Below are 22,360 nucleotides of genomic sequence, written 5' to 3'. Positions count from 1 at the left end.
CCAAATAGAAAGCATAGGCTTTAAATACTATGAACAGGGAAGTAAGTATAAGCTTTTCATCATGAAAAGTCTTATAATTTTACATAACGGGATATTTATGATAACTGCACAGATGGTAAAAGAGCTCAGGGAAAGAACTGGAGCAGGGATGATGGATTGCAAGAAAGCTTTAAATGAGGCAGGTGGAGAGCCTGAAAAGGCTGTTGAGATATTAAGAGAAAAGGGATTAGCAGCTGCAGCTAAAAAATCTGGTAGAATAGCTTCTGAAGGATTAGTTAAAACATATGTATCAGAAGATGGGAAAGTTGCTTCTATAGTAGAAGTAAATTGCGAAACAGACTTTGTAGCTGTAAATGCAGATTTTGTAGGCTTTGTTGATGATTTAGCAAAACAAATTTCTCTATCTAAGTCTGCTGCAGTGGAGCAGTTAGATGAAGAAAAATATATATCAGACAATACTAAGACTGTAAAAGAAACATTGGTAAATTTAATTGCAAAGCTTGGAGAAAACATGGCAGTAAGAAGATTTGATAGATTGTCTGTTTCAAATGGCTTAATTGAAAGCTACATTCATGGCGGTGGAAGAATAGGAGTTCTTGTTAAGCTTGAATGTGAAAAGGAAAGTGGAATTTTAAAAGAAGTTGCAAAAGATATAGCTATGCAGGTTGCTGCCACTAACCCACTATTTTTAAATAAAGAGGCAGTTGATGATTCCACTTTAGACAAAGAAAAAGAAATATATAAAGTTCAGGCGTTAAATGAGGGTAAACCTGAAAAAATTGCTGACAAAATAGTTATGGGAAGAGTTCAAAAGTACTATAAAGAAAATTGCTTAATTGAACAAGTGTGGGTGAAAGATTCTGATTTAACTATTGATAAATATTTAAAGAATAAATCAAAAGAAGTTGGAGCACCAATAAAAATATCTGCTTTTGTTAGATTTGAAAAAGGTGAAGGTATAGAGAAAAAAGAAGAAGATTTTGCTGAAGAGGTTAGAAAGCAGATAGAAGGTAAATAGTAACTGAAAAGAGGACACTGCGTGTTCTCTTTTTTGGGGTGTTAAAAAATATTTTTATTGTAGTTTCATTTTACTATAGTTTGGAGGTATAATATATATGTGTAAGCCTATGTACAAAAGGGTAATGCTCAAACTTTCGGGAGAAGCTCTTTCAGGAAATGCTGGATATGGAATAGATTTTGACATAACAAAAAGTATAGCGGTGGAAATAAAAAGATTAATATCCATGGGAGTATCAGTAGGAATCGTTGTGGGCGGTGGAAATATATGGAGAGGTAGAAGCGGAAAGGGAATGGATAGAACAACAGCAGATTATATGGGAATGCTCGCTACATGTATAAATGCTCTGGCACTTCAAGATTCACTGGAAAATTTAGATATAGATACTAGGGTACAGACGGCTATTGAGATGAAAGAAGTGGCAGAACCTTTTATAAGAAGGAGAGCAATGAGACATTTAGAAAAAAATAGAGTAGTAATATTTGCAGCAGGTACAGGAAATCCTTATTTTTCGACAGATACTACAGCATCTCTTAGGGCGGCAGAAATAGAAGCGGAAATTATATTGCTTGCTAAAAAAGTAGATGGTGTGTACGATAAAGATCCTTATAAATATAGTGATGCTCAGAAATTTGATAAATTAACTTATATTGAAGTACTGGAAAAGGGACTTCAGGTTATGGATTCTACAGCTACATCACTTTGTATGGACAACGATATACCTATTTTAGTATTTGGGCTGGATAAGCCGCAGAACATAAGTAAAATTGTTCTTGGTGAAAAAATTGGTACACTTGTTTGTAAAAAATAGAAATAAGGAGGTATTTTTTATGATTAAGGATATTTTAAATAAGGCAGATGAAAAAATGAATAAGACTGTAGATATTTTAGTTAAAGAATTGGCATCTATGAAAGCAGGAAGAGCTAATCCTGCCATATTGGATAAAATAGAAGTAGAGTACTATGGTGCCATGACCCCTGTAAATCAGTTGGCAGGTATATCTATTCCAGAAGCCAGAATACTTGTAATACAACCGTGGGATAGAAGTGCGCTAAAATCAATAGAAAAGGCAATATTGAAATCGGACTTGGGCATAAATCCATCAAGTGATGGAGAAGTAATAAGACTTGTAGTCCCTGAACTTACAGAAGAGACCAGAAAAAACATAGTTAAAAACGTAAAAAAAGTTGGTGAAGACTCAAAGATTGTTATAAGAACCATAAGAAGAGAATGCAACGATAAATTTAAGGCTTTAAAAAAGAAAAATGATATTTCAGAAGATGAAATAAAAAAGGGCGAGGAACAAATACAGAAAAAAACTGACAGTTTTATAAAGAATATAGATGCAATACTTGAAAAAAAGGAAAAGGAAATTATGTCATTATGATTAGATTTTAAAACCTGCCAACTTGCAGGTTTTTATTAAATATAAAATAAATTAACAACCAATATAAATTGTAATGAATGGAGATACACTTATGTTAAAGTTTTTTAATTCTCGTAAGAACAAAAAGTACAAAAGTGAACAAGTACATATTGATTTAAGTAATATTCCAAAACATATAGCTATTATAATGGATGGTAATGGAAGATGGGCTAAGGAAAGAAATTTTCCAAGAGTTATTGGACATAAAGCGGGTGTAGAAGCCATAAGAGAAATTGTAAAAGAATGCAGCAATTTAAATATAAAATATTTGACCCTTTATGCCTTTTCTACAGAAAATTGGAAAAGACCTAAAGAAGAAGTAAGCGCTCTTATGAATCTTCTTGTGGAATATTTAAAGAAAGAATTTAAAGAATTAGATGATAATAATGTTATAATAAATTACATAGGAAATATACATAGATTACCATCAGCGTGTGAAAAACAATTAATTATATCCCAGGAAAATACCAAAAATAATACGGGACTAACTTTAAATTTAGCATTGAATTATGGCGGAAGAAATGAAATAGTTAGAGCCTTTAAACTTATGTATAACGATATAGAATTAGGAAAGATTAGTAAGGATGATATAAATGAAGATACTCTAGCTGGATATTTATATACAAAAAATATGCCAGATCCTGATTTGATAATAAGACCAAGCGGAGAACAACGTTTGAGCAATTTTCTCTTATGGCAGTGTGCATATTCTGAGTTTTGGTATTCTGATATAAAATGGCCAGATTTTAAGGTAGAACACCTGCATAAAGCTATTATTGATTATCAAAATAGGAGTAGAAGATTTGGAAGTGTATAATTATATATAAAATCCCTACAATCTTTGACTTGTTATTTGTTAAAAGATACCTTATTGTGGAGGTGAAATATAGTGAATAGTAGATATTTGGGAGCCATTACATTGATACCCTTTATTCTCATACTATTTCTAGGTGGAGTTTATTTGAAGTATGGTGTTATGGTGATTTCTCTCATGGGAATGTATGAGTTCTATAAAGTAATCAAAATGAAAAATCTAAATCCAATAAATATAATAGGATATTTATTATGTGTAACTTATTATTTAAGTTTAAGAACAGAAGTAAATTACAAATTTTTATTTTTTACGGTTATGGTGTCGGTTTTTATGCTGTTATGTGTTTTAGTTGTGGATATAGAATATAATTTTTTAGATGTAGTTAGTACTTTATTTGGATTTTTATATGTAGCATTATTTTTTAGTACCATAACATTGGTGAATCAAGGTCCTTATGGGAAATATTTGATATGGATTATAGTTATATCGGCCTGGTGCTGCGATACTACAGCTTATTATACAGGTAAATTTATGGGTAAAAAAAAGCTTTGTCCAAAGGTAAGTCCCAAAAAAACTGTGGAAGGTGCTATAGGAGGAGTAATAGGAAGTACAGTAGTTTGTACTTTATTTGGATGGTTTGCCATTGTAAAAGAAATACCATTGTCTTTATATCATTACATAATATTAGGGATACTATGTGGAGTTTTTTGTCAATTTGGAGATTTAGCTGCTTCTTCAATAAAAAGATATGTAGGAGTAAAAGATTATGGCAATTTGATACCAGGGCATGGAGGTATTTTAGACAGATTTGACAGTATACTTTTTTCGGGAATTGTAGTGTATTATTATTTAATGTTTGTTGCATGTATTTATCCATACTAAAATTTATATTTACATACTTTATATTAAGAAATATATTTTGTATATAATTTACAGGATGTATTTCTTTATTATTTAAATTGTATTTTGCTTGGTATATATTTTAAATATTTAAAAATACAATAAATAATGTAAATTATATGAAAATAATAAGGTTATTTATTTTATAACATAAATATGGTATAGTTAATCATATTAAAATTGTGTTTGATTTGCAGTTGTATTAGAATGAGGAGTTGTTATAATGAAAAAAATTTCAGTCCTTGGTGTTACTGGTTCTATAGGCACTCAGACTTTAAATATATTAAGAAAGGATAAGGAAAATTTTAAACTTTTGGCAGTATCTGCACACAGTAGTGTAAATGAGCTTTTAGATATAGTTGATGAATTTAATCCTTCCTATGTTGTATTAACTGAAGAAAATGCTTACTTAAAATTTAAGGATTATTGTAGTAATAAAAATGTAAACGCGAAAGTATTATTTGGAATAGAGGGTTTAAATACTATAGCTAGTTTACCTGATGTTGATATGGTGGTTACCTCAGTGGTAGGGATGGTGGGACTAGTTCCAACCATAAATGCTATTAGGGCAGGAAAAGACATAGCATTGGCCAATAAGGAAACACTAGTAGTAGGAGGAGAACTGGTTACAAAATTAGCCAGGGATAATAAAATAAAGATAATTCCAGTGGATTCAGAGCATAGTGCCATTTTTCAATGCCTTAAAGGAAATGATTCTGATGATGTAGAAAAATTGATTTTGACTGCTTCAGGGGGGCCTTTTAGGAGAAAGACAAAAGAACAGCTTTTGAATGTTACTGTAAAACAAGCACTGAACCATCCCAGTTGGAAGATGGGTAAAAAACTTACTATAGATTCTGCTACTCTTATGAATAAAGGATTGGAAGTTATAGAGGCTCATTTTTTGTTTAATATATCTTACGACAAAATAAAAGTAGTAATTCACCCGGAAAGCATAGTTCACTCTATGGTAGAATATAAAGATGGAAGTGTTATAGCACAACTTTCAAGTACAGATATGAGGCTTCCAATACAGTATGCATTAAATTATCCTAAAAGAAGGGAGGCTGTAGTAGATAGGTTAGATTTTTATAATATGAAAAATTTAAGTTTTGAAAAACCTGACCTAGATACTTTTAAGCCACTTAAGTTAGCCTATGAGGCGGGAAGGATTGGAGGTACAATGCCAGCTATACTAAATTGTGCTAATGAAGCAGCAGTAGAGTTGTTCCTTTCTAATAAAATTAAATTTTTAGATATAATACGTATATTAGAAGAATGTATGAATAAATTCACTTATTGTGGTAGTTATACTTTAGAAGATTTACTCCATACAGAAATAAAAGTTAAAGAATATGTAAAAAATAAATTTGGTAAATAAGAAGTATAGTTAGGAGGAATACCATTTGTATATAATAGCGGCTATAATAGCCTTTGGCGTGTTAATTATAATTCATGAATTAGGACATTTTATACTAGCGAAAGTAAATGGTGTTAAGGTAGAGGAATTTTCTGTAGGTATGGGACCCAAACTTTTTGGGATAAAAGGAGGCGAAACTGAATATTTAATAAAGCTTTTTCCTATTGGCGGATATGTAAAAATGCTTGGTGATGAAGGAAAAAGTGAGGATCCGAGGGCATTTAATAATAAGAGTTCTATTAGAAAACTGAGTATTGTAATAGCAGGACCTATAATGAATTTTATATTGGGGGTAGTATTATTTTCTATTATAGCTTCTGCAAGAGGATATCTGTCACCTGTAGTAAGTAGAACTCTTTCTGGTGGACCTGCAGCTATGGCAGGAATTAAGGCTGGTGATAAAATAACCCAGGTTAATAATTCTAAAATATCAACTTGGGAAGATTTTGTAACAGAAATATATACTGCAAGTGGCAATTCAGTTAACATAACTTATGAAAGGCAGGGAGGGGTAAATCAGGTAAATGTAACCCCTGTAAAAGATGAGAAAGAAAATAGGTATATTGTAGGAATTGAGGGGACCCAGGTAAATAAACCCACACTAACCCAGTCTGTATCTTATGGATTTATAGAGACTAAATCCTTAATAAAACAAACAGTTAGCTTCTTTAAAACGTTATTTAAAGGTAAAGCATCCATGAATGATGTAGGAGGTCCTTTAACTATAATAAAAATTTCTGGCGCAGCGGCTAAAGCAGGTATATTAAGCTTACTTGCATTTTCAGCTTATATAAGTATACAGCTTGCCATATTTAATATAATACCATTTCCTGCTTTGGATGGAGGGTATATATTCCTATTTTTGTTTGAAATAATAACAGGTAAAAAAGTAGATGATAACAAAGTGGGAATACTAAACTATGTGGGTTTTGCCATACTTATGGCATTAATGGTATTAGTGACAGTAAAAGATATATTTTATCCCATAAAGTTTTAGCTAATGTCAATGCATATTATTGTTAAAGAAGGTGAAAAGGTGAATAGGGCAAATACTAAAAGAATAAAAGTAGGAGGTATAGCTATAGGAGAAAATTCTTCTATAGCTGTACAGTCCATGACTAATACAGATACAAAAGATGCATGGGCTACTATAACGCAAATACGTCAGCTTCAGGAGGCAGGATGTGATATAGTGCGGTGTGCAGTACCTGATATGGAAGCTTGTGATGCCTTGAAAACCATTATAAAAGAAATATCTTTACCGCTGGTGGCAGATATACACTTTGATTATAAATTAGCTCTTAAATCCATAGAAAATGGAGTATCAGCACTTAGAATAAATCCTGGAAATATTGGTGATATAACTAAAGTAAAGATGGTGGCAAAATTAGCAGGTGAGAGAGAAATTCCAATTAGGATAGGGGTGAATTCGGGTTCTCTGAAAAAAGATATTTTGAATAAATATGGTAAGGTATGTCCAGAAGCACTAGTGGAAAGTGCTTTAGAACATGTTAGAGTATTGGAAGACATAGGGTTTTATAATATAGTCATATCTATAAAATCTTCAAATGTAAATGATATGATAGAAAGCTACAGAAAAATATCTAAAATAGTAAATTATCCCCTTCATCTTGGAGTAACAGAAGCAGGGACTGTTTGGCGTGGTACCATAAAATCCAGTGTAGGAATTGGAACTCTATTAATGGAAGGAATAGGAGATACTATAAGAGTTTCTCTTACGGGAGATCCGCTTCAAGAGGTCAGAGTAGGCAAGGAAATATTAAAAGCCTGTGGATATTTAAAAGAAGGAATAGAATTCATATCATGTCCTACTTGTGGTAGAACAAAGATTGATTTAATTAAAATAGCCGAAGAAGTAGAAAGAAGACTTTCTGCTATGGACAAAAATATAAAGGTAGCTGTTATGGGATGTGTGGTAAATGGACCTGGAGAGGCAAAAGAAGCTGATATTGGTATAGCAGGAGGTGAAGGGGAAGGTCTTATATTCAAAAAAGGAAAAATATTAAGAAAAGTGAAGGAAAAGGATTTAGTAGAGGCGCTTATAGATGAAGTAAAAAATATTTAATTTTTCAAAGCATATATTTTTAAGTAGTTCGCTCTCACATACCATCTTTTTCAAGTTATAAGTAAAGGAGGTAAAAAATGGGCGTGGATATTGTAAAGATACTGCAGGAGGATTTAGATTTAGACAGTAATACTATGGGAGAAGATATAAAACTTTTAAAAATACAGTATCTTAGAAAAAGTAATAGATTAAAAATAATATTGAAGTCATCAGAGAATTTAGATGCCCGTATACAGAATAAAATACGGGATATAATTAATAAAAAACTAGAAGGCTTTTGTAGTATTGAGCTTATATGTTATAAAGATATATCTAATGTATGTCTAAAAGATATAAGTGAAGTTTATTGGATTGAACTTACAGGTATAATGGCTTCATATATTCCTATCTGCAAGGAACTTTTAGAAAAATGCTCCAGAGAAATAGAAGGTGATATACTTAAAATCTTTACTGGAAATGAGTTTATATGCAACCTATTAAAAAATAAAAATATAGAAAAGCTCATGGTTAGAACCATAAAGGATTTATTTGGTGTTAAGTGTTCCATAACTTTAAATTATGATAGAAAACTAAATGTTAAAGATTATCTGGAAGAAAGTAAAAATGAAGAAAAAAAATACATAGAAAACATTTTAAAGCATAGGGAAACTCACAATGCACCTATTGCATTAGAACAAAATAGAGAACATAAAATGTCAAATGAAAAGGAAGTTTATGCTGAGAAAGGACCGGTTATAATAGGGAAGATCATAAGTGGAATTCCTATGGAAATTGTAAGTATAACTGATATATCTAAAACAGTTATATTAAAAGGGGAAATATTTAAAAAAGAAATCATAGAAACTAAAACAGGAAGAAAAATAGTTACTTTTTACATAACTGATTATACAAGTTCCATTACAGTTAAATTTTTCCCTAAACCTAAAGATGCAGATAGGATAATAGGAGAGATTAAAGAAGGACTTTATTGTATGGTAAAAGGGGAAGCTGTAAATGACATTTATGCAAGAGAATTAGTTATAATGGCTAAGGATATAGTAAAAATAAAGAAAGAAGAAAAGATGGATACCTCAGAAGAAAAAAGAGTAGAACTCCACTTACATACTCAAATGAGTGCCATGGATGCCATTAGTTCTGCATCAGATCTTATCAAGAGGGCGGCTGTATGGGGACATAAAGCTATCGCAATAACTGATCACGGTGTGGTTCAGGCTTATCCGGAAGCTATGGATGCAGCTAAAAAGAATAATATTAAACTTATATATGGTATAGAAGCGTATATGGTGGATGACGGTATTCCCATTGCTGTAAATGGAGACAAAAAAACATTGGATGATGTTTATGTGATTTTTGATATTGAAACTACAGGTTTCTCCATGACAAATGATAATATAATAGAAATAGGTGCTGTAAAGATAAAGGAAGGAAAAATAATAGATAGATTCAGTGAATTTATAAATCCGGAAAGGCCAATACCTGAGCCTATTGTGGAGCTTACAGGCATCACTGACGAAATGGTAGCAAGCTGTAATAGCATAAAATCTGTTCTGCCTAAATTTATAGAATTTATAAATGATTCTGTAGTAGTAGCACATAATGCTAATTTTGATGTGGGATTTATAAAAAAGAACTGTATTGACTTAAATTTGAAATTCAAAAATCCAGTTATGGATACTGTACTTCTTTGCAAATTTTTATTTCCAGAACTTAAAAAATTCAAATTAAATGTAGTTGCAAAACATTTAGATATATCTTTAGAAAATCATCATAGAGCTGTAGATGATGCTGGAGCCACTTGCCAAATACTTTTAAAATGTTTTAAAATGCTTAGAGAAAAGAATATCTTAAATCTTGGAGATTTAAATAAAGAATTCTTAAGTAATGTGGATGTTAAAAAACAACCTATGTATCACCTTATAATATTGGTTAAAAATCAGATAGGACTTAAGAATTTATACAAAATGGTATCTGAATCTAATTTGAATTATTTTTTTAAAAAACCTAGAATGCCTAAAAGTCTTATAGCAAAATATAGGCAAGGTCTTATAATAGGAGGTGCCTGTGAAGCAGGTCAGGTATATAGGGAAGTATTAGGAGGTAAGAGCGATAGTGAGTTAAAAGATATATTAAACTTTTATGACTACTTAGAAATACAACCTGTAGAAAATAATTTGTTTATGGTGAGAAATGGTCTGGTGAAGGACATAGAACAGTTAAGAGATATAAACAGAAGAATATGTGAACTTGGCCATAGTAATAATATTCCCGTGGTAGCTACAGGAGATGTACATTTTATGGATCCTAAAGACGAGATATTTAGACGTATAATAATGGCAGGACAGGGTTATTCAGATGCTGATAACCAGCCTCCTCTTTATTTTAGAACTACTTATGAAATGCTTTCTGAATTTGAATATTTGGGTGAGAAAAAGGCAAGAGAAGTAGTAATTGAAAACACTAATAAAATTGCAGATATAATAGAAGAAGTAAAACCTATACCTGATGAGACCTTTCCTCCTAAGATAGAAGGTGCAGAGGAAGAAATTAAAAATATGACTCTTAAAAAGGTACACTATATATATGGAGATAATCTGCCGGAAATTGTACAACAAAGGCTAGATAAAGAGTTGAATTCCATAATAAACAATGGATATGCTGTACTTTATCTTATTGCACAAAAGTTAGTGGAAAAATCCTATGAGGATGGGTATCTGGTAGGTTCTAGAGGTTCTGTAGGATCTTCTTTTGTGGCAACTATGTCTAATATTACAGAAGTTAACGGACTGCCACCTCATTATGTATGTCCCAATTGTAAATACAGTGAGTTCTTTACGGATGGTTCTATAGGCTCTGGAGCAGATTTACCAGATAAAAGTTGTCCTGAGTGCGGTGAAAAACTTATAAAGGATGGTCATGATATACCTTTTGAAACTTTTTTGGGATTTGCAGGGGATAAGGAACCAGATATAGATTTGAATTTTTCTGGTGAATACCAGCCAGTAGTGCACAAATATACAGAAGTTTTATTCGGAAAAAATCATGTATTTAGAGCAGGTACTATAGGTACTATAGCAGAAAAAACTGCTTATGGGTATGTTAAAAAATACATATCAGAGAAGAATATGATTTTACCTCAGGCTGAAATAGAAAGACTCACAAAAGGATGTACTGGAATAAAGAGAACTACAGGACAGCATCCTGGAGGAGTTATGGTAGTTCCAGATGATAATGAGATATATAATTTTACACCAGTACAGCACCCTGCAGATGATAATAATACGGAAATAATAACTACACATTTTGATTACCATTCTATAAGCGGAAGACTTTTAAAACTTGATATACTGGGACACGATGATCCCACTGTACTTAGAATGCTTCAGGATTTAACAGGAGTTGATCCTAAAACTATACCTCTTGGGGATCCAAAGGTTATGAGTTTATTTACTTCTCCAGATGCCCTTGGAGTTAGTGAAAAAGATATTAGTTGTCCTGTAGGTACTTATGGATTGCCCGAGTTTGGAACTAAATTTGTAAGACAGATGTTAGTGGATACCCACCCTAAAACCTTTGCAGATTTAGTTAGAATATCAGGACTATCCCACGGTACAGATGTATGGCTTAACAATGCCCAGTATTATATAAAAGAAGGATATACTACATTAAGAGACTGTATAGCTTGTAGGGATGACATAATGATATATTTAATTCAAAAAGAACTCCCTCCCAAAGTATCTTTTACAATAATGGAAATGGTAAGAAAAGGAAAAGGACTTAAAGAAGAACATGAAGCCATAATGAGAGAACATAATGTACCAGATTGGTATATTGAATCCTGTAGAAAAATAAAATATATGTTTCCTAAAGGTCATGCGGTGGCTTATGTAATGATGGCAGTTAGGATAGCATATTTTAAGGTATACTATCCCAAGGCTTATTATGCTGCTTACTTTACTGTAAGAGCAAATGAGTTTGATGCAGACATAACTGTTCAAGGGGAAGATGCTATAAAGAAAAAAATGGATGAACTTTATGCCCAGGGTAATAATCTAACTCAGAAGGACAAAGGATTGCTTACAATATTAGAGTTGTGTTATGAGATGCATAAAAGGGGAATTAAATTCCTAAAGGTAGATTTATATAAATCCCATGCAGTAAAATTCTTAATAGAAGAGGATGGAATTAGGGTTCCTATAAATTCTCTTGCAGGTTTAGGAGAAAATGCAGCTAAAAATATAGTAAAGGCCAGAGAAGAAGGGGAATTTATATCTAAAGAAGATTTAAGAATGAGAGCAAAAATTTCTAAAACAGTAATAGATACTTTAAATAATCATGGATGTTTAAGAAATCTTCCAGAAACCAATCAATTGTCTTTATTTGCATAAGCTAGCATACTGTGCTTATTTCTTTGAAGGTACATTACATTCCTGAAGTTTTAATTGATAAAGTCTATAACTATTTACTGCCTTAAGTTATATATAATTTTTCTTGAAATACAATGTATGGTGTGTTAAAATAAAAGTGGTAAATCTACAGCAATTTGTTTAGTATGTAGGAGTGGGGTTGAACCCGCTCTTTCTATTTGTTAAAAACGCAGCGAAAGTTGCGTTTTTAAATTATTAATACTGTTAACATTTTTTTAAAAAACAATGTATAACATTATAAGTAAGGAGGGTACAAAATGGATAATAATATATTAATAAAAAAAATAGTAGAATTTATAAAACCAATAGTTAATAATTTAGATTTTGAATTATACCATTTAGAATTTAAAAAAGAAGGAAATAACAATTATTTAAGAATATATATAGATAAAAAAGAAGGAAATATATCACTAGAAGACTGTGAAACCGTAAGCAGGGCAGTTAGTGATATATTGGATAGAGAAGATCCCATAAAAGATCCTTATTATCTGGAAGTTTCATCACCAGGTATAGAGAGAATACTTGACAGTGATGAACATTTCAAAAGATACACTGGATATAATGTGCTAGTTAACATACATGGACTTTTAAAAGGAAAGAAAAAGTATGAGGGAGAACTTTTGTCCTTTGATGAGGATGCATTAAAAGTTAGTTGTGAAGGTGAAGAGATTATTATTCCAAGAAATAAAATTTCAACTGTAAATTTAAAAGGCGATTTTTAGGGGAGGTATATTTTAAAATGAATCAGGAATTTATAGAAGCCTTAAAAGAAATAGTTAAAGAAAAAGGTATAAGTGAAGATTTATTATTTACAACTATAGAAGATGCATTAGTTGCTGCTTATAAAAAAAATTATATGGGACATGGAGTAAGCAACCAAAATGTTAAGGTTACTATGAATAGAGAAAATGGAGAAATTCATGTTTATTCACAGAAAAATGTAGTAGATACTGCAGTAGACAACGTAAGTGAAATAAGTATAGAAGATGCAAAAGAAATAGATACCAATTATAATATAGGAGATATAGTAAATATAGAAGTTACCCCTAGAAAATTTGGAAGGGTAGCTGCACAGGCTGCAAAACAGGTAGTGATACAGAGAATAAAAGAAGAAGAAAGAAGAATTATATATAATGATTTTGTTGAAAAAGAAGATGATATAATAACGGGAACTGTAATTAGGAAAGATAAAAATAATATATTGGTAAACTTAGGTAAAACAGAGGCAGTTCTTGGACCTAATGAGCAAATACCTGGAGAAAGGTATAATTTCAATGATAAACTTAAATTGTATATTGTAGAAGTTAAAAATACTACTAAAGGAGCCCAAATTGTAATATCTAGAACTCATCCAGGCCTTATAAAGAGATTATTTGAACTTGAGGTACCAGAAGTATTTGATGGAACTGTTGATATAAAATCTATAGCAAGAGAAGCAGGGTCTAGAACTAAAATTGCAGTACATTCAAATGATGAAAATGTGGATCCTATGGGAGCTTGTGTTGGACCTAAAGGTGTAAGAGTTCAAAATATAGTGAATGAGTTAAAAAGTGAAAAAATAGATATAATAAAGTGGAGTAAGCTTCCAGAGGAGTATATAGCTAATGCACTCAGTCCTGCTAAGGTTTTAGATGTGACTTTAGATGAGGAAATGAAATTTGCCCAAATTGTGGTAGATGACAGCCAACTGTCTCTAGCTATAGGTAAAGAAGGTCAGAATGTGAGGTTAGCAGCAAAACTTACAGGATGGAAGATAGACATAAAAAGTAAATCACAAAGTGATATACAGGATGAAAAAATTGATTAAGAGGTGGTGTTTACATGAAAAAAAAGAAGGCGCCGCAGAGAATGTGTACAGGATGCATGGAAATGAAGCCTAAAAAAGAACTGATAAGAATAGTAAAGAATAAAGAAGGGGAAGTGTTTGTAGATCCTACAGGCAAGAAAAATGGAAGAGGTGCTTATATATGCAGAGATATTCAGTGCCTTGAAAAAGCTCTTAAAAATAAAAGGATTCAAAAAAACCTTGAAATACAAATAGATGAGGCATTATGTGATAGCTTAAAGGAACAGATAGAAAATGAAAAATAAATTTCTAGGTTTTATGGGAATAATAAAACGTGCAGGAAAACTTTTGGAAGGATATAATATATGTGAAGAAAAAATAAGAAAAAATAAAGTCTATTTTATTGTAATGTGTAATGATATTTCTGAAAATACGTGGAATAAATTTTTAAATTACAGTAATAAATATAAAGTACCAATTGCAAAGCTGCCATATAGTAAAGAAGAGCTTGGAAATGCAATAGGAGTAAAAGAGATAAAAATTATAGGCGTTGCAGATAGGGGTATGGGAAAAAAATTACTTGCTTTATGGCAAGAAGAGGAAAACTTTAGTTTCGGGGGTGAATAGTTTGTCAAAAATAAGAATTTATGAATTAGCTAAAGAATTAAATATATCAAGCAAAAAGTTAATTACATTACTCTTAGAGGAATTTGGAGTAGAGGTAAAAAATCACATGAGTGTAATAGAAGAAGAAGATGCAGATTTAATTAAAGAATTTATTGAAGAAAATGAAGGTAAGGATGAAGGATTGGAAGATAAATATAAAACTTTAGTAGAAGAAAAATCTGAAAAATTTAAGAAAAAGTCCACAGATGCGGTTAAAGTTGTAGATAAAAATAAATATAAATCTGATAAAATAACGAAAGATTTAAAAGAAAAAGCTTTCAGAGCAAATAAAGGAGAACAGGAAGAACAGGAAAATTGTGAAGTGGAAATGGAAGATACCATAACAGTAAAGGAGTTTTCTGAAAAAATAGGTAAACCAACTACTGAAGTTATTAAACAACTTATATTTATGGGAGTAATGGCAGCTATAAATCAGGAAATAGATTTTAGTACTGCAGAAAAATTAGGGGAAAAATTTGATGTTACAGTATTAAAAAAGGAGGAAGATATTGATAAAGGTGTAGCAGAACAAGAAGAGGATGAAGATGAAAGTATTAATCTAGAAAAAAGACCACCTGTTGTAACTGTTATGGGACACGTAGACCATGGAAAAACATCTTTACTAGATGCTATAAGAAAATCTAAAGTAACTGCCACAGAGGCAGGAGGAATAACACAGCATATAGGTGCTTACACTGTTACTATAAATGGAGAAAAAATAACTTTCCTGGATACTCCAGGACATGAAGCTTTCACCGCTATGAGAGCTAGAGGAGCTCAAATCACAGATATAGTTATTTTGGTAGTAGCTGCAGATGATGGAATAATGCCTCAAACTGCGGAAGCAATAAATCACTGTAAGGCAGCAAATGTTCCTATGGTTGTGGCTATAAATAAAATAGATAGACCAGGAGCTAATGTAGATAAAGTAAAGCAGGAACTTACAGAGTATGAACTTATACCAGAAGACTGGGGAGGAGATACTATATGTATTCCTGTATCTGCACATACCAAAGAAGGAATTGATACGCTTTTGGAAATGGTACTTTTAACAGCAGAAATGCAGGAATTGAGGGCAAACTCAAATAGAAATGGTAAAGGTACGGTAGTAGAAGCTAAATTGGATAAGGGTAGAGGAGCAGTTGCAACACTTCTTATTCAAAATGGAACACTTAGTGTGGGTGATTCTATAATAGTTGGAAGTACTTATGGTAGAATCAGAGCCATGTTTGATGATAAAGGAAATAAAATTAAATCAGCAGGACCTTCTATACCTGTAGAAATACTTGGATTATCCGAGGTACCTGCAGCAGGAGATAGGTTCCATCAGGTTAAAGATGAAAAAACTGCAAGAGATATAGCTGAAAAGAGAAAACAAAAAATAAGGGAAGAATATTTGCAGTCCACTCATAAAGTTTCACTGGAAGACTTATATAATCAAATAAAAGAGGGAAAAGTAAAAGAACTGGGTATAATAGTAAAGGCAGATGTTCAGGGTTCTATAGAGGCATTAAAGCAGTCTCTTCAAAAACTTTCCAATGAAGAAGTAAAAGTCAGAGTAATACATGGGGCAGTAGGAGCTATAACGGAAACAGATGTAACATTAGCTTCTGCATCAAATGCTATAATAATAGGATTTAATGTAAGACCTGATAGTAATGCACAGGCTGCTGCTGAAAAAGAATCTGTGGATATAAAGACTTATAGAGTTATATATAATGCTATAGAAGACATAAAGGCTGCTATGGTAGGAATGCTTGAACCGGATTACAAGGAAGTTATACTTGGAAAAGCAGAAATAAGACAGATTTATAAAATATCCAATATAGGTACTATTGCAGGATGTTATGTGCAAGAGGGTAAAATGGTAAGAAACTGTAAAGTTAGAATAATAAGAGATGGAATAGTTATATTTGAATCCCAACTGGCATCTCTAAAAAGGTTTAAAGACGATGTAAAAGAGGCAGCAGAAGGATATGAATGCGGGCTGTCTGTTGAGAAATTTAATGATATAAAAGAAGGGGATATTATAGAGGGCTATGATATAGAAGAGATTAAGAAAAAAGAGTTATAAATGGAGAGGTGATAATTTATGACTAATTATAGAAGTGGAAGAATAAATGAAGAAATGAAAAGAGAAATAAGTAATGTAATTAGAAATGATATAAAGGATCCCAGACTTAGTGCCATGGTAAGTGTTACAAAAGTTGATGTGACAAAAGATCAAAAATATGCAAAAGTATTCGTAAGTATTTATGGAGAAGATAGCTCAAAAGAAGATACATTCCAGGCGCTGAAAAATTCAGAGGGCTTTATAAGGAGGGAAGTAGGGCATAGAGTGAAACTTAGGAATACCCCGGAAATAATTATAGAAATGGATAATACCATAGAATATGGTATGCATATAAATGAACTCCTCCATAAAATAAAGGAGAATGAAAAACATGATAATGAATGATATAATTAACAAAATAAAGGCATGTGACAAAATAGCAATAACTTTTCATTCTTCTCCAGATGGAGATGCTATTGGAAGTTCGCTTGCATTATTCCAGGGATTAAAAAAAACCGGGAAAAAAGTTGAAATACTGGCAAGAGAAGAGGTACTGGGGGATTTTAAATTTTTATGTTGTAGTGAAAATATGGATGGTAAGAGTTTCCAGGTAAGTAATGATACTGAATGTGTAATAGTATTGGATTGTGGAGATGTAAAGAGAATAAATGCAGATTTGAATTTTGAAAACAAAGCGTATACTCTAATAAATATAGATCACCATGTATCAAACGAGTTATATGGAGATTTTAATTATGTGGATACAAATGCAGCGGCGGTATCAGAAATAGTGTATCAGATGCTTAGGCTTATGGGTATTACCATAGATAAAGGTATAGCAGAGTGCCTCTATACTTCAATAATTACGGATAGTGGTTCTTTTAAATATCCTTCTACTACTTCTGTAACCCATACAATAGCTGGAGATTTAATAAATACAGGTATAGACTTTAGTAAAATACACAGGATAGTTTTTGAAAATAAGAAGTTCGAAAGAATTAAACTTTATGGAAAAGCAATGGAAGCTATGGAATTGGCTGGGGATAAAATTTGTGTTATAGAAATTACAAAACATATGCTTTTAGAGGTAGGAATAACAAAAGATATAGATACTTCAGATATTATTGATATGGGCATGAAAATAGATACTGTAGAAGTTGGAATTCTATTAAAGGAAGTAGAAAAGGGAGTAAAAGTAAGTCTTAGATCTAAGTCAAAGGTGGATGTGAGAAAAATAGCAGAGGTTTTTAACGGCGGAGGACATTTAAGGGCTAGTGGACTCACTGTTTTAGATAAATCTATAATAGAGGTAAGAGATATGGTATTAAAGGAAGTTGAAAAAGAGTTTTTATGATGGATGGGATTTTAAACATAAATAAGCCTGAGGGTATGACTTCATTTAATGTAGTTAGAAAGGTAAAATCTATATTGAAAAATAAAAAAGTAGGTCATACAGGTACCCTTGATCCTATTGCCTCAGGAGTACTTCCGGTTTGTGTAGGCAGAGCTACAAAATTTGCAGATTATATAGTTGAAAGTAAAAAAGTATATTTGGCTGAGCTAAAACTTGGGATTACTACAGAAACTTATGATAGAGAAGGTAGTATAGTAAATACCAGAAGTGTTGATTTAGAAGAGAAAAATGTAGTTGATGGAATTTTAAGTTTTCAGGGACAAATAGAACAAATACCGCCTATGTATTCTGCTCTAAAAGTGAATGGCAAAAAGCTTTATGACCTGGCAAGGCAAGGCATAGAGATAGAGAGAAAGAAAAGAAAAATAACAATATATTCTATAGATATTGCGAATATAGAATTACCATATGTATTATTTGAAGTAACTTGTTCAAAAGGTACTTATATTAGGAGCCTATGCCATGATATAGGAAACAAATTGAATTGTGGCGGTACCATGTGGAATTTAAAGAGAATATCTACAGGTAATTTTAACATCAAAGATGCCATTAAGCTTGAAGATTTAAATGATGAAAATATATTACAGAACATCATACCTATAGACAAGGCTCTTAACAGGTATCCTGAAGTTATAATAGAAGACAAATATATAAAAAAGATATTAAATGGAATGAGTATAAAAGATGAAGAATTTTTGAATAAAATAATGACGGATCAGTTATATAGAGTTTATATACAAAACAATAAGTTTGTAGGTATGGGAATGAATAAAGATTTTCAATTTAGAATGGTAAAATTGTTTATTTGAGGTAGTTGAATATGATAGTGATGGAAGATAATTTTAAAAAGCATTTTATGAAGAATACATATATTGCTTTAGGAAGTTTTGATGGGCTTCATTTGGGACATATGAGTCTTATAAATAAGACTATTAAGCTTGCCAAAAATAATGGTGCAAAGAGTATGGTATTTACATTTAAAAATCATCCCCTCAGTACTATAAATCCAGATTTAGCACCTAAAATTTTAATGGATAATGAATCTAAAGTAAATGTATTAAGAAATGTAGGATTGGATATAATAAATATGGCAAACTTTAATGGAGAATTTATGAAAATATATCCTGAGGACTTTATAATTCATCTTCTAAATAATTACAGAGCTGAAGGCATTGTAGTTGGATTTAATTATAGATTTGGATATAAAAATTTAGGCGATGTGAGTTTATTAAAGAAGATGAGTAAAAATTATAAATTTTCTCTGAATATAATAGATTCCATAAAATATAAAGGGCAAGTAGTTAGCAGTTCAATTATAAGGACAGTTATATCAGATGAAGGTGATATGAAAAAAGTTAATAGGCTTTTAACAAGACCTTTTGTAATACAGGGAAAAGTAATACATGGAAAGCATTTGGGTAGAAAGCTAGGTTTCCCCACAATAAATTTGGACTATGACAAGAAGTTTGTAGTACCAAAAGGTGGAGTATACTATACTATGGTACAACTCGACAATAATATATTTAAGGGCATAACAAATGTAGGTTACAATCCCACTACATGTGATAATAAACTCGGTATTGAAACCCATATATTAAATTTTAATGAAGATGTATATGGTAAAAATGCAAAGATACACTTTATTGAAAGAATTAGAGACGAGTTAAAGTTTAATAGTTTATCAGAATTGGCACATCAGCTAAAAAAAGACAAGATATATGCAAGTAAGAAAAAATTACAAATTAATTTTAAAAATTAATTTACAATAACCACTTTATTTGTTATAATTACAGGCGTGATCCTTATGCTAAGAATTTCGATTTGCCGACGATATTCTTGGGATAAAGGGGAATAACAATTGGAGGTGTAACACAATGGAAAAGGCAGTTAAACAAGAAATAATGGAAAAATATGCAAGACATGAAGGAGATACAGGATCTCCGGAAGTTCAAATAGCATTGCTTACCACAAGAATTAATCATTTAAATGAGCATTTAAAGATTCATAAGAAAGACCACCATTCAAGAAGAGGTCTTTTAATGATGGTTGGTAAAAGAAGAGGACTTCTCAACTATTTAATTAAGCAAGATATTGAAAGATACCGTGCTATTATTAAGGCATTAAAATTAAGGAAATAATTTTTGGAGCGGCTTTTACCGCTCTATTATTTTAAAAAATTGTAATTCATTGAGAGGAGGTAAATTTTTAATGCAAGAAGTTATTCAAACTACTATTGCAGGAAGAACCTTAAAGGTTGATTGTAAAAAAGTAGGTATGTTGTCTAATTGCGGCATGCTTATAAGTTATGGAGATACAGTAGTTTTAATCAATGCAAATGCTTCAGATAGGCCAAGAGAAGGAATAGATTTTTTCCCTTTAAGCATAGAATATGAAGAAAGATTATATTCTGTAGGAAAGATTCCAGGAGGATTTATAAAAAGAGAAGGTAAGCCTTCTGAAAAAGCAGTATTGCATGCAAGAGCAATAGATAGACCGCTTAGGCCATTGTTTCCCAAGGGATATAGAAATGATGTTCAGGTAGTGTGTACTGTATTATCAGTAGATCAGGACAATTCACCTGATATATTGGCTATAAATGGAGCATCTTTAGCCTTATGCATGTCAAGTATTCCCTTTACAACTCCGGTGGCGGCTGTATCTGTAGGTCTAGTGGATGGAAATTTTATAATAAATCCCAACTTAGAGAATAGAGAAAAAAGCACTTTAAATCTTACAGTATGTGCCACTAAAGAAAAGGTCATGATGGTAGAAGCCGGAGGCGAAGAAATACCAGAAGATATTATGTATAATGCTATAATTTTTGGCTTTGAGGAATGTAAAAAAATAGCCTTGTTTCAAGAAGAGGCCATGAAGGAATATGGAAAGAAAAAAGATGAATCTAAGCTTTATAAAGTAGATGAGGATTTAGAAAATGAAGTAAAAGAATTTGCTTTCGATATGATAAGAGATGCCATGTATATAGTAGATAGAGATGAGAGAAATACAGTGCTAAAAGAAATTGATGAAAAGCTTGGGGAACAATTTTCTGAAAAGTATCCCGATAATGGAAGCGATATTTCAGATGTGGTATATAGAACAAAGAAGGAAATAGTGAGAAATATGCTTTTAAGGGAACACAGAAGGATAGATGGTAGAGGATTCGATGAAGTGAGGCCTATAAATTGTGAGGTAGGATTTCTTCCAAGAGTTCATGGTACAGGGTTATTTACTAGAGGATTGACCCAGGTAATGACTGCTGTTACACTAGGATCTTTAGGTGATGTACAGATACTTGACGGAGTGGGTCTTGAAGAGTCTAAAAGATATATGCATCACTATAACTTCCCATCTTATAGTACAGGAGAAGTAAGACCTTTAAGAGGACCGGGAAGAAGGGAAATAGGCCATGGCGCATTAGCGGAAAAAGCACTGGAACCACTTATACCTATAGAAGACGAATTTCCGTATACTATACGACTTGTATCAGAAGTTTTAAGTTCTAATGGTTCTACATCTCAAGCTAGTATATGCGGAAGTACATTAGCTCTTTTAGATGCAGGTGTCCCAATAAAAAGGCCTGCTGCTGGAATAGCTATGGGACTCGTAACTAACGAAGACTTGTCTCAAGAAGAAATATTGACGGATATACAAGGTTTGGAGGATTTCTTTGGAGATATGGACTTTAAAGTAGGTGGAACTGAAAAAGGTATTACAGCTATTCAATTTGATACAAAAATTCATGGACTATCCAATAAGTGTATAAAAGAAACTCTTGAGAAAGCAAGGGCAGCAAGGCTATATATATTAGAAAAAATGCGTCAGTGTATTCCAGTACCTAGAACCGAGGTGTCAAAGTATGCACCTAAGACTTATATTATGTCCATAGCACCTGAAAAGATAAGGGATGTAATAGGAGCAGGTGGAAAGGTTATTAATAAAATAATAGCAGAAACCGGAGTTAAAATAGATATAAAAGAAGATGGCAAGATATTTGTTATGTCGGAAGATAGCGAAAGTGCTAAAAGAGCACTAAAAATAATAGATGATCTTACTAGAGAAATAGTAGTGGGAGAAATATATTTAGGTAAGGTTACCAAAATAACTAATTTCGGAGCTTTTGTGGAAATACACCAAGGAAAAGAAGGCCTAGTTCATATATCAAAACTAGATTTTACCAGAGTCAACAAAGTAGAAGATATAGTTTCTGTAGGAGATGAAATATTAGTTAAGGTAATTGAAATAGACAGTCAGGGTAGGATAAACCTTTCAAGAAAAGACGCTATAAAAGATTCAGAGAAAAAGGATTTAAATGAGAAGGACATACAAAAAAAGGTGACAAAATAGAAGGGCGT

At 31.8% G+C, this 22,360-nt stretch carries 20 protein-coding genes; all 20 read left to right on the top strand.

The annotated features are described in order from the left end of the window. Positions 1–97 precede the first annotated feature (97 nt). The 20 genes from tsf to ACJDU8_RS10030 all read left to right on the top strand — a co-directional run bounded on the left by tsf (position 98) and on the right by ACJDU8_RS10030 (position 22,352). A complete protein-coding gene (gene tsf / locus ACJDU8_RS10125) occupies positions 98–1,018 on the top strand; it encodes a translation elongation factor Ts (protein WP_406792034.1) in 921 nt (306 codons plus the stop codon). Between the two features lie 97 nt (positions 1,019–1,115). Continuing rightward, the gene (gene pyrH / locus ACJDU8_RS10120; RefSeq protein WP_406792033.1) at positions 1,116–1,829 is read left to right on the top strand and encodes a UMP kinase; all 714 of its coding nucleotides are present in this window, start codon (positions 1,116–1,118) and stop codon (positions 1,827–1,829) included. A 19-nt stretch (positions 1,830–1,848) separates the two neighbouring features. Beyond that, positions 1,849–2,406: a ribosome recycling factor gene (frr, locus tag ACJDU8_RS10115; protein WP_406792032.1), complete on the top strand. Its 558-nt coding sequence runs from the start codon at positions 1,849–1,851 to the stop codon at positions 2,404–2,406. A gap of 91 nt (positions 2,407–2,497) precedes the next feature. Beyond that, positions 2,498–3,262 carry an isoprenyl transferase gene (locus tag ACJDU8_RS10110; RefSeq protein WP_406792031.1) on the top strand — a complete coding sequence of 255 codons (765 nt, stop codon included), beginning with the start codon at positions 2,498–2,500 and terminating at the stop codon, positions 3,260–3,262. 72 nt (positions 3,263–3,334) lie between these two features. Beyond that, the gene (locus ACJDU8_RS10105; RefSeq protein ID WP_406792030.1) at positions 3,335–4,141 is read left to right on the top strand and encodes a phosphatidate cytidylyltransferase; all 807 of its coding nucleotides are present in this window, start codon (positions 3,335–3,337) and stop codon (positions 4,139–4,141) included. Positions 4,142–4,382: 241 nt separating this feature from the next. Then, positions 4,383–5,540: a 1-deoxy-D-xylulose-5-phosphate reductoisomerase gene (locus ACJDU8_RS10100; protein WP_406792029.1), complete on the top strand. Its 1,158-nt coding sequence runs from the start codon at positions 4,383–4,385 to the stop codon at positions 5,538–5,540. Positions 5,541–5,565: 25 nt separating this feature from the next. Continuing rightward, complete coding sequence (gene rseP / locus ACJDU8_RS10095; protein WP_406792028.1) at positions 5,566–6,576, top strand: RIP metalloprotease RseP; 1,011 nt, start codon at positions 5,566–5,568, stop codon at positions 6,574–6,576. A gap of 39 nt (positions 6,577–6,615) precedes the next feature. Further along, a complete protein-coding gene (ispG, locus tag ACJDU8_RS10090; RefSeq protein WP_406792027.1) occupies positions 6,616–7,665 on the top strand; it encodes a flavodoxin-dependent (E)-4-hydroxy-3-methylbut-2-enyl-diphosphate synthase in 1,050 nt (349 codons plus the stop codon). 77 nt (positions 7,666–7,742) lie between these two features. After that, positions 7,743–12,050, top strand: a complete 4,308-nt coding sequence (locus ACJDU8_RS10085) for a PolC-type DNA polymerase III (RefSeq protein ID WP_406792026.1) — start codon at positions 7,743–7,745, stop codon at positions 12,048–12,050. 296 nt (positions 12,051–12,346) lie between these two features. After that, entirely contained in the window at positions 12,347–12,811 is a 465-nt protein-coding gene (gene rimP / locus ACJDU8_RS10080) for a ribosome maturation factor RimP (protein ID WP_406792025.1), read from the top strand. Between the two features lie 17 nt (positions 12,812–12,828). Beyond that, positions 12,829–13,896, top strand: coding sequence for a transcription termination factor NusA (gene nusA, locus ACJDU8_RS10075; RefSeq protein WP_406792024.1), 1,068 nt, complete (start codon positions 12,829–12,831; stop codon positions 13,894–13,896). Positions 13,897–13,910: 14 nt separating this feature from the next. Continuing rightward, on the top strand, positions 13,911–14,180 hold the full coding sequence (gene rnpM / locus ACJDU8_RS10070) for an RNase P modulator RnpM (protein WP_406792023.1): 270 nt from the start codon (positions 13,911–13,913) through the stop codon (positions 14,178–14,180). Then, entirely contained in the window at positions 14,170–14,502 is a 333-nt protein-coding gene (locus ACJDU8_RS10065) for a ribosomal L7Ae/L30e/S12e/Gadd45 family protein (RefSeq protein ID WP_406792022.1), read from the top strand. Before rnpM ends, ACJDU8_RS10065 begins: the two co-directional genes overlap by 11 nt. A gap of 1 nt (position 14,503) precedes the next feature. Beyond that, the gene (gene infB, locus ACJDU8_RS10060) at positions 14,504–16,615 is read left to right on the top strand and encodes a translation initiation factor IF-2 (protein ID WP_406792021.1); all 2,112 of its coding nucleotides are present in this window, start codon (positions 14,504–14,506) and stop codon (positions 16,613–16,615) included. An 18-nt stretch (positions 16,616–16,633) separates the two neighbouring features. Then, positions 16,634–16,999 (top strand): 30S ribosome-binding factor RbfA, encoded by a 366-nt coding sequence (gene rbfA / locus ACJDU8_RS10055; RefSeq protein ID WP_406792020.1) that lies wholly within the window; start codon positions 16,634–16,636, stop codon positions 16,997–16,999. Then, complete coding sequence (locus ACJDU8_RS10050) at positions 16,986–17,948, top strand: DHH family phosphoesterase (protein ID WP_406792019.1); 963 nt, start codon at positions 16,986–16,988, stop codon at positions 17,946–17,948. Before rbfA ends, ACJDU8_RS10050 begins: the two co-directional genes overlap by 14 nt. Beyond that, a complete protein-coding gene (gene truB, locus ACJDU8_RS10045; protein WP_406792107.1) occupies positions 17,948–18,817 on the top strand; it encodes a tRNA pseudouridine(55) synthase TruB in 870 nt (289 codons plus the stop codon). The genes ACJDU8_RS10050 and truB overlap by 1 nt, the downstream gene beginning before the upstream one ends. Positions 18,818–18,828: 11 nt before the next feature. Beyond that, a complete protein-coding gene (locus ACJDU8_RS10040; RefSeq protein ID WP_406792018.1) occupies positions 18,829–19,767 on the top strand; it encodes a bifunctional riboflavin kinase/FAD synthetase in 939 nt (312 codons plus the stop codon). Positions 19,768–19,882: 115 nt separating this feature from the next. After that, positions 19,883–20,146, top strand: a complete 264-nt coding sequence (gene rpsO / locus ACJDU8_RS10035) for a 30S ribosomal protein S15 (RefSeq protein WP_406792017.1) — start codon at positions 19,883–19,885, stop codon at positions 20,144–20,146. A gap of 70 nt (positions 20,147–20,216) precedes the next feature. Then, positions 20,217–22,352 (top strand): polyribonucleotide nucleotidyltransferase, encoded by a 2,136-nt coding sequence (locus ACJDU8_RS10030; protein WP_406792016.1) that lies wholly within the window; start codon positions 20,217–20,219, stop codon positions 22,350–22,352. Positions 22,353–22,360: the final 8 nt, after the last annotated feature.

Origin of the sequence: Candidatus Clostridium eludens (assembly GCF_045310515.1) — a bacterium.
Lineage (GTDB): Bacteria > Bacillota > Clostridia > Clostridiales > Clostridiaceae > Clostridium_B > Clostridium_B eludens.
This window is presented reverse-complemented; position numbering and strand designations above follow the sequence as displayed.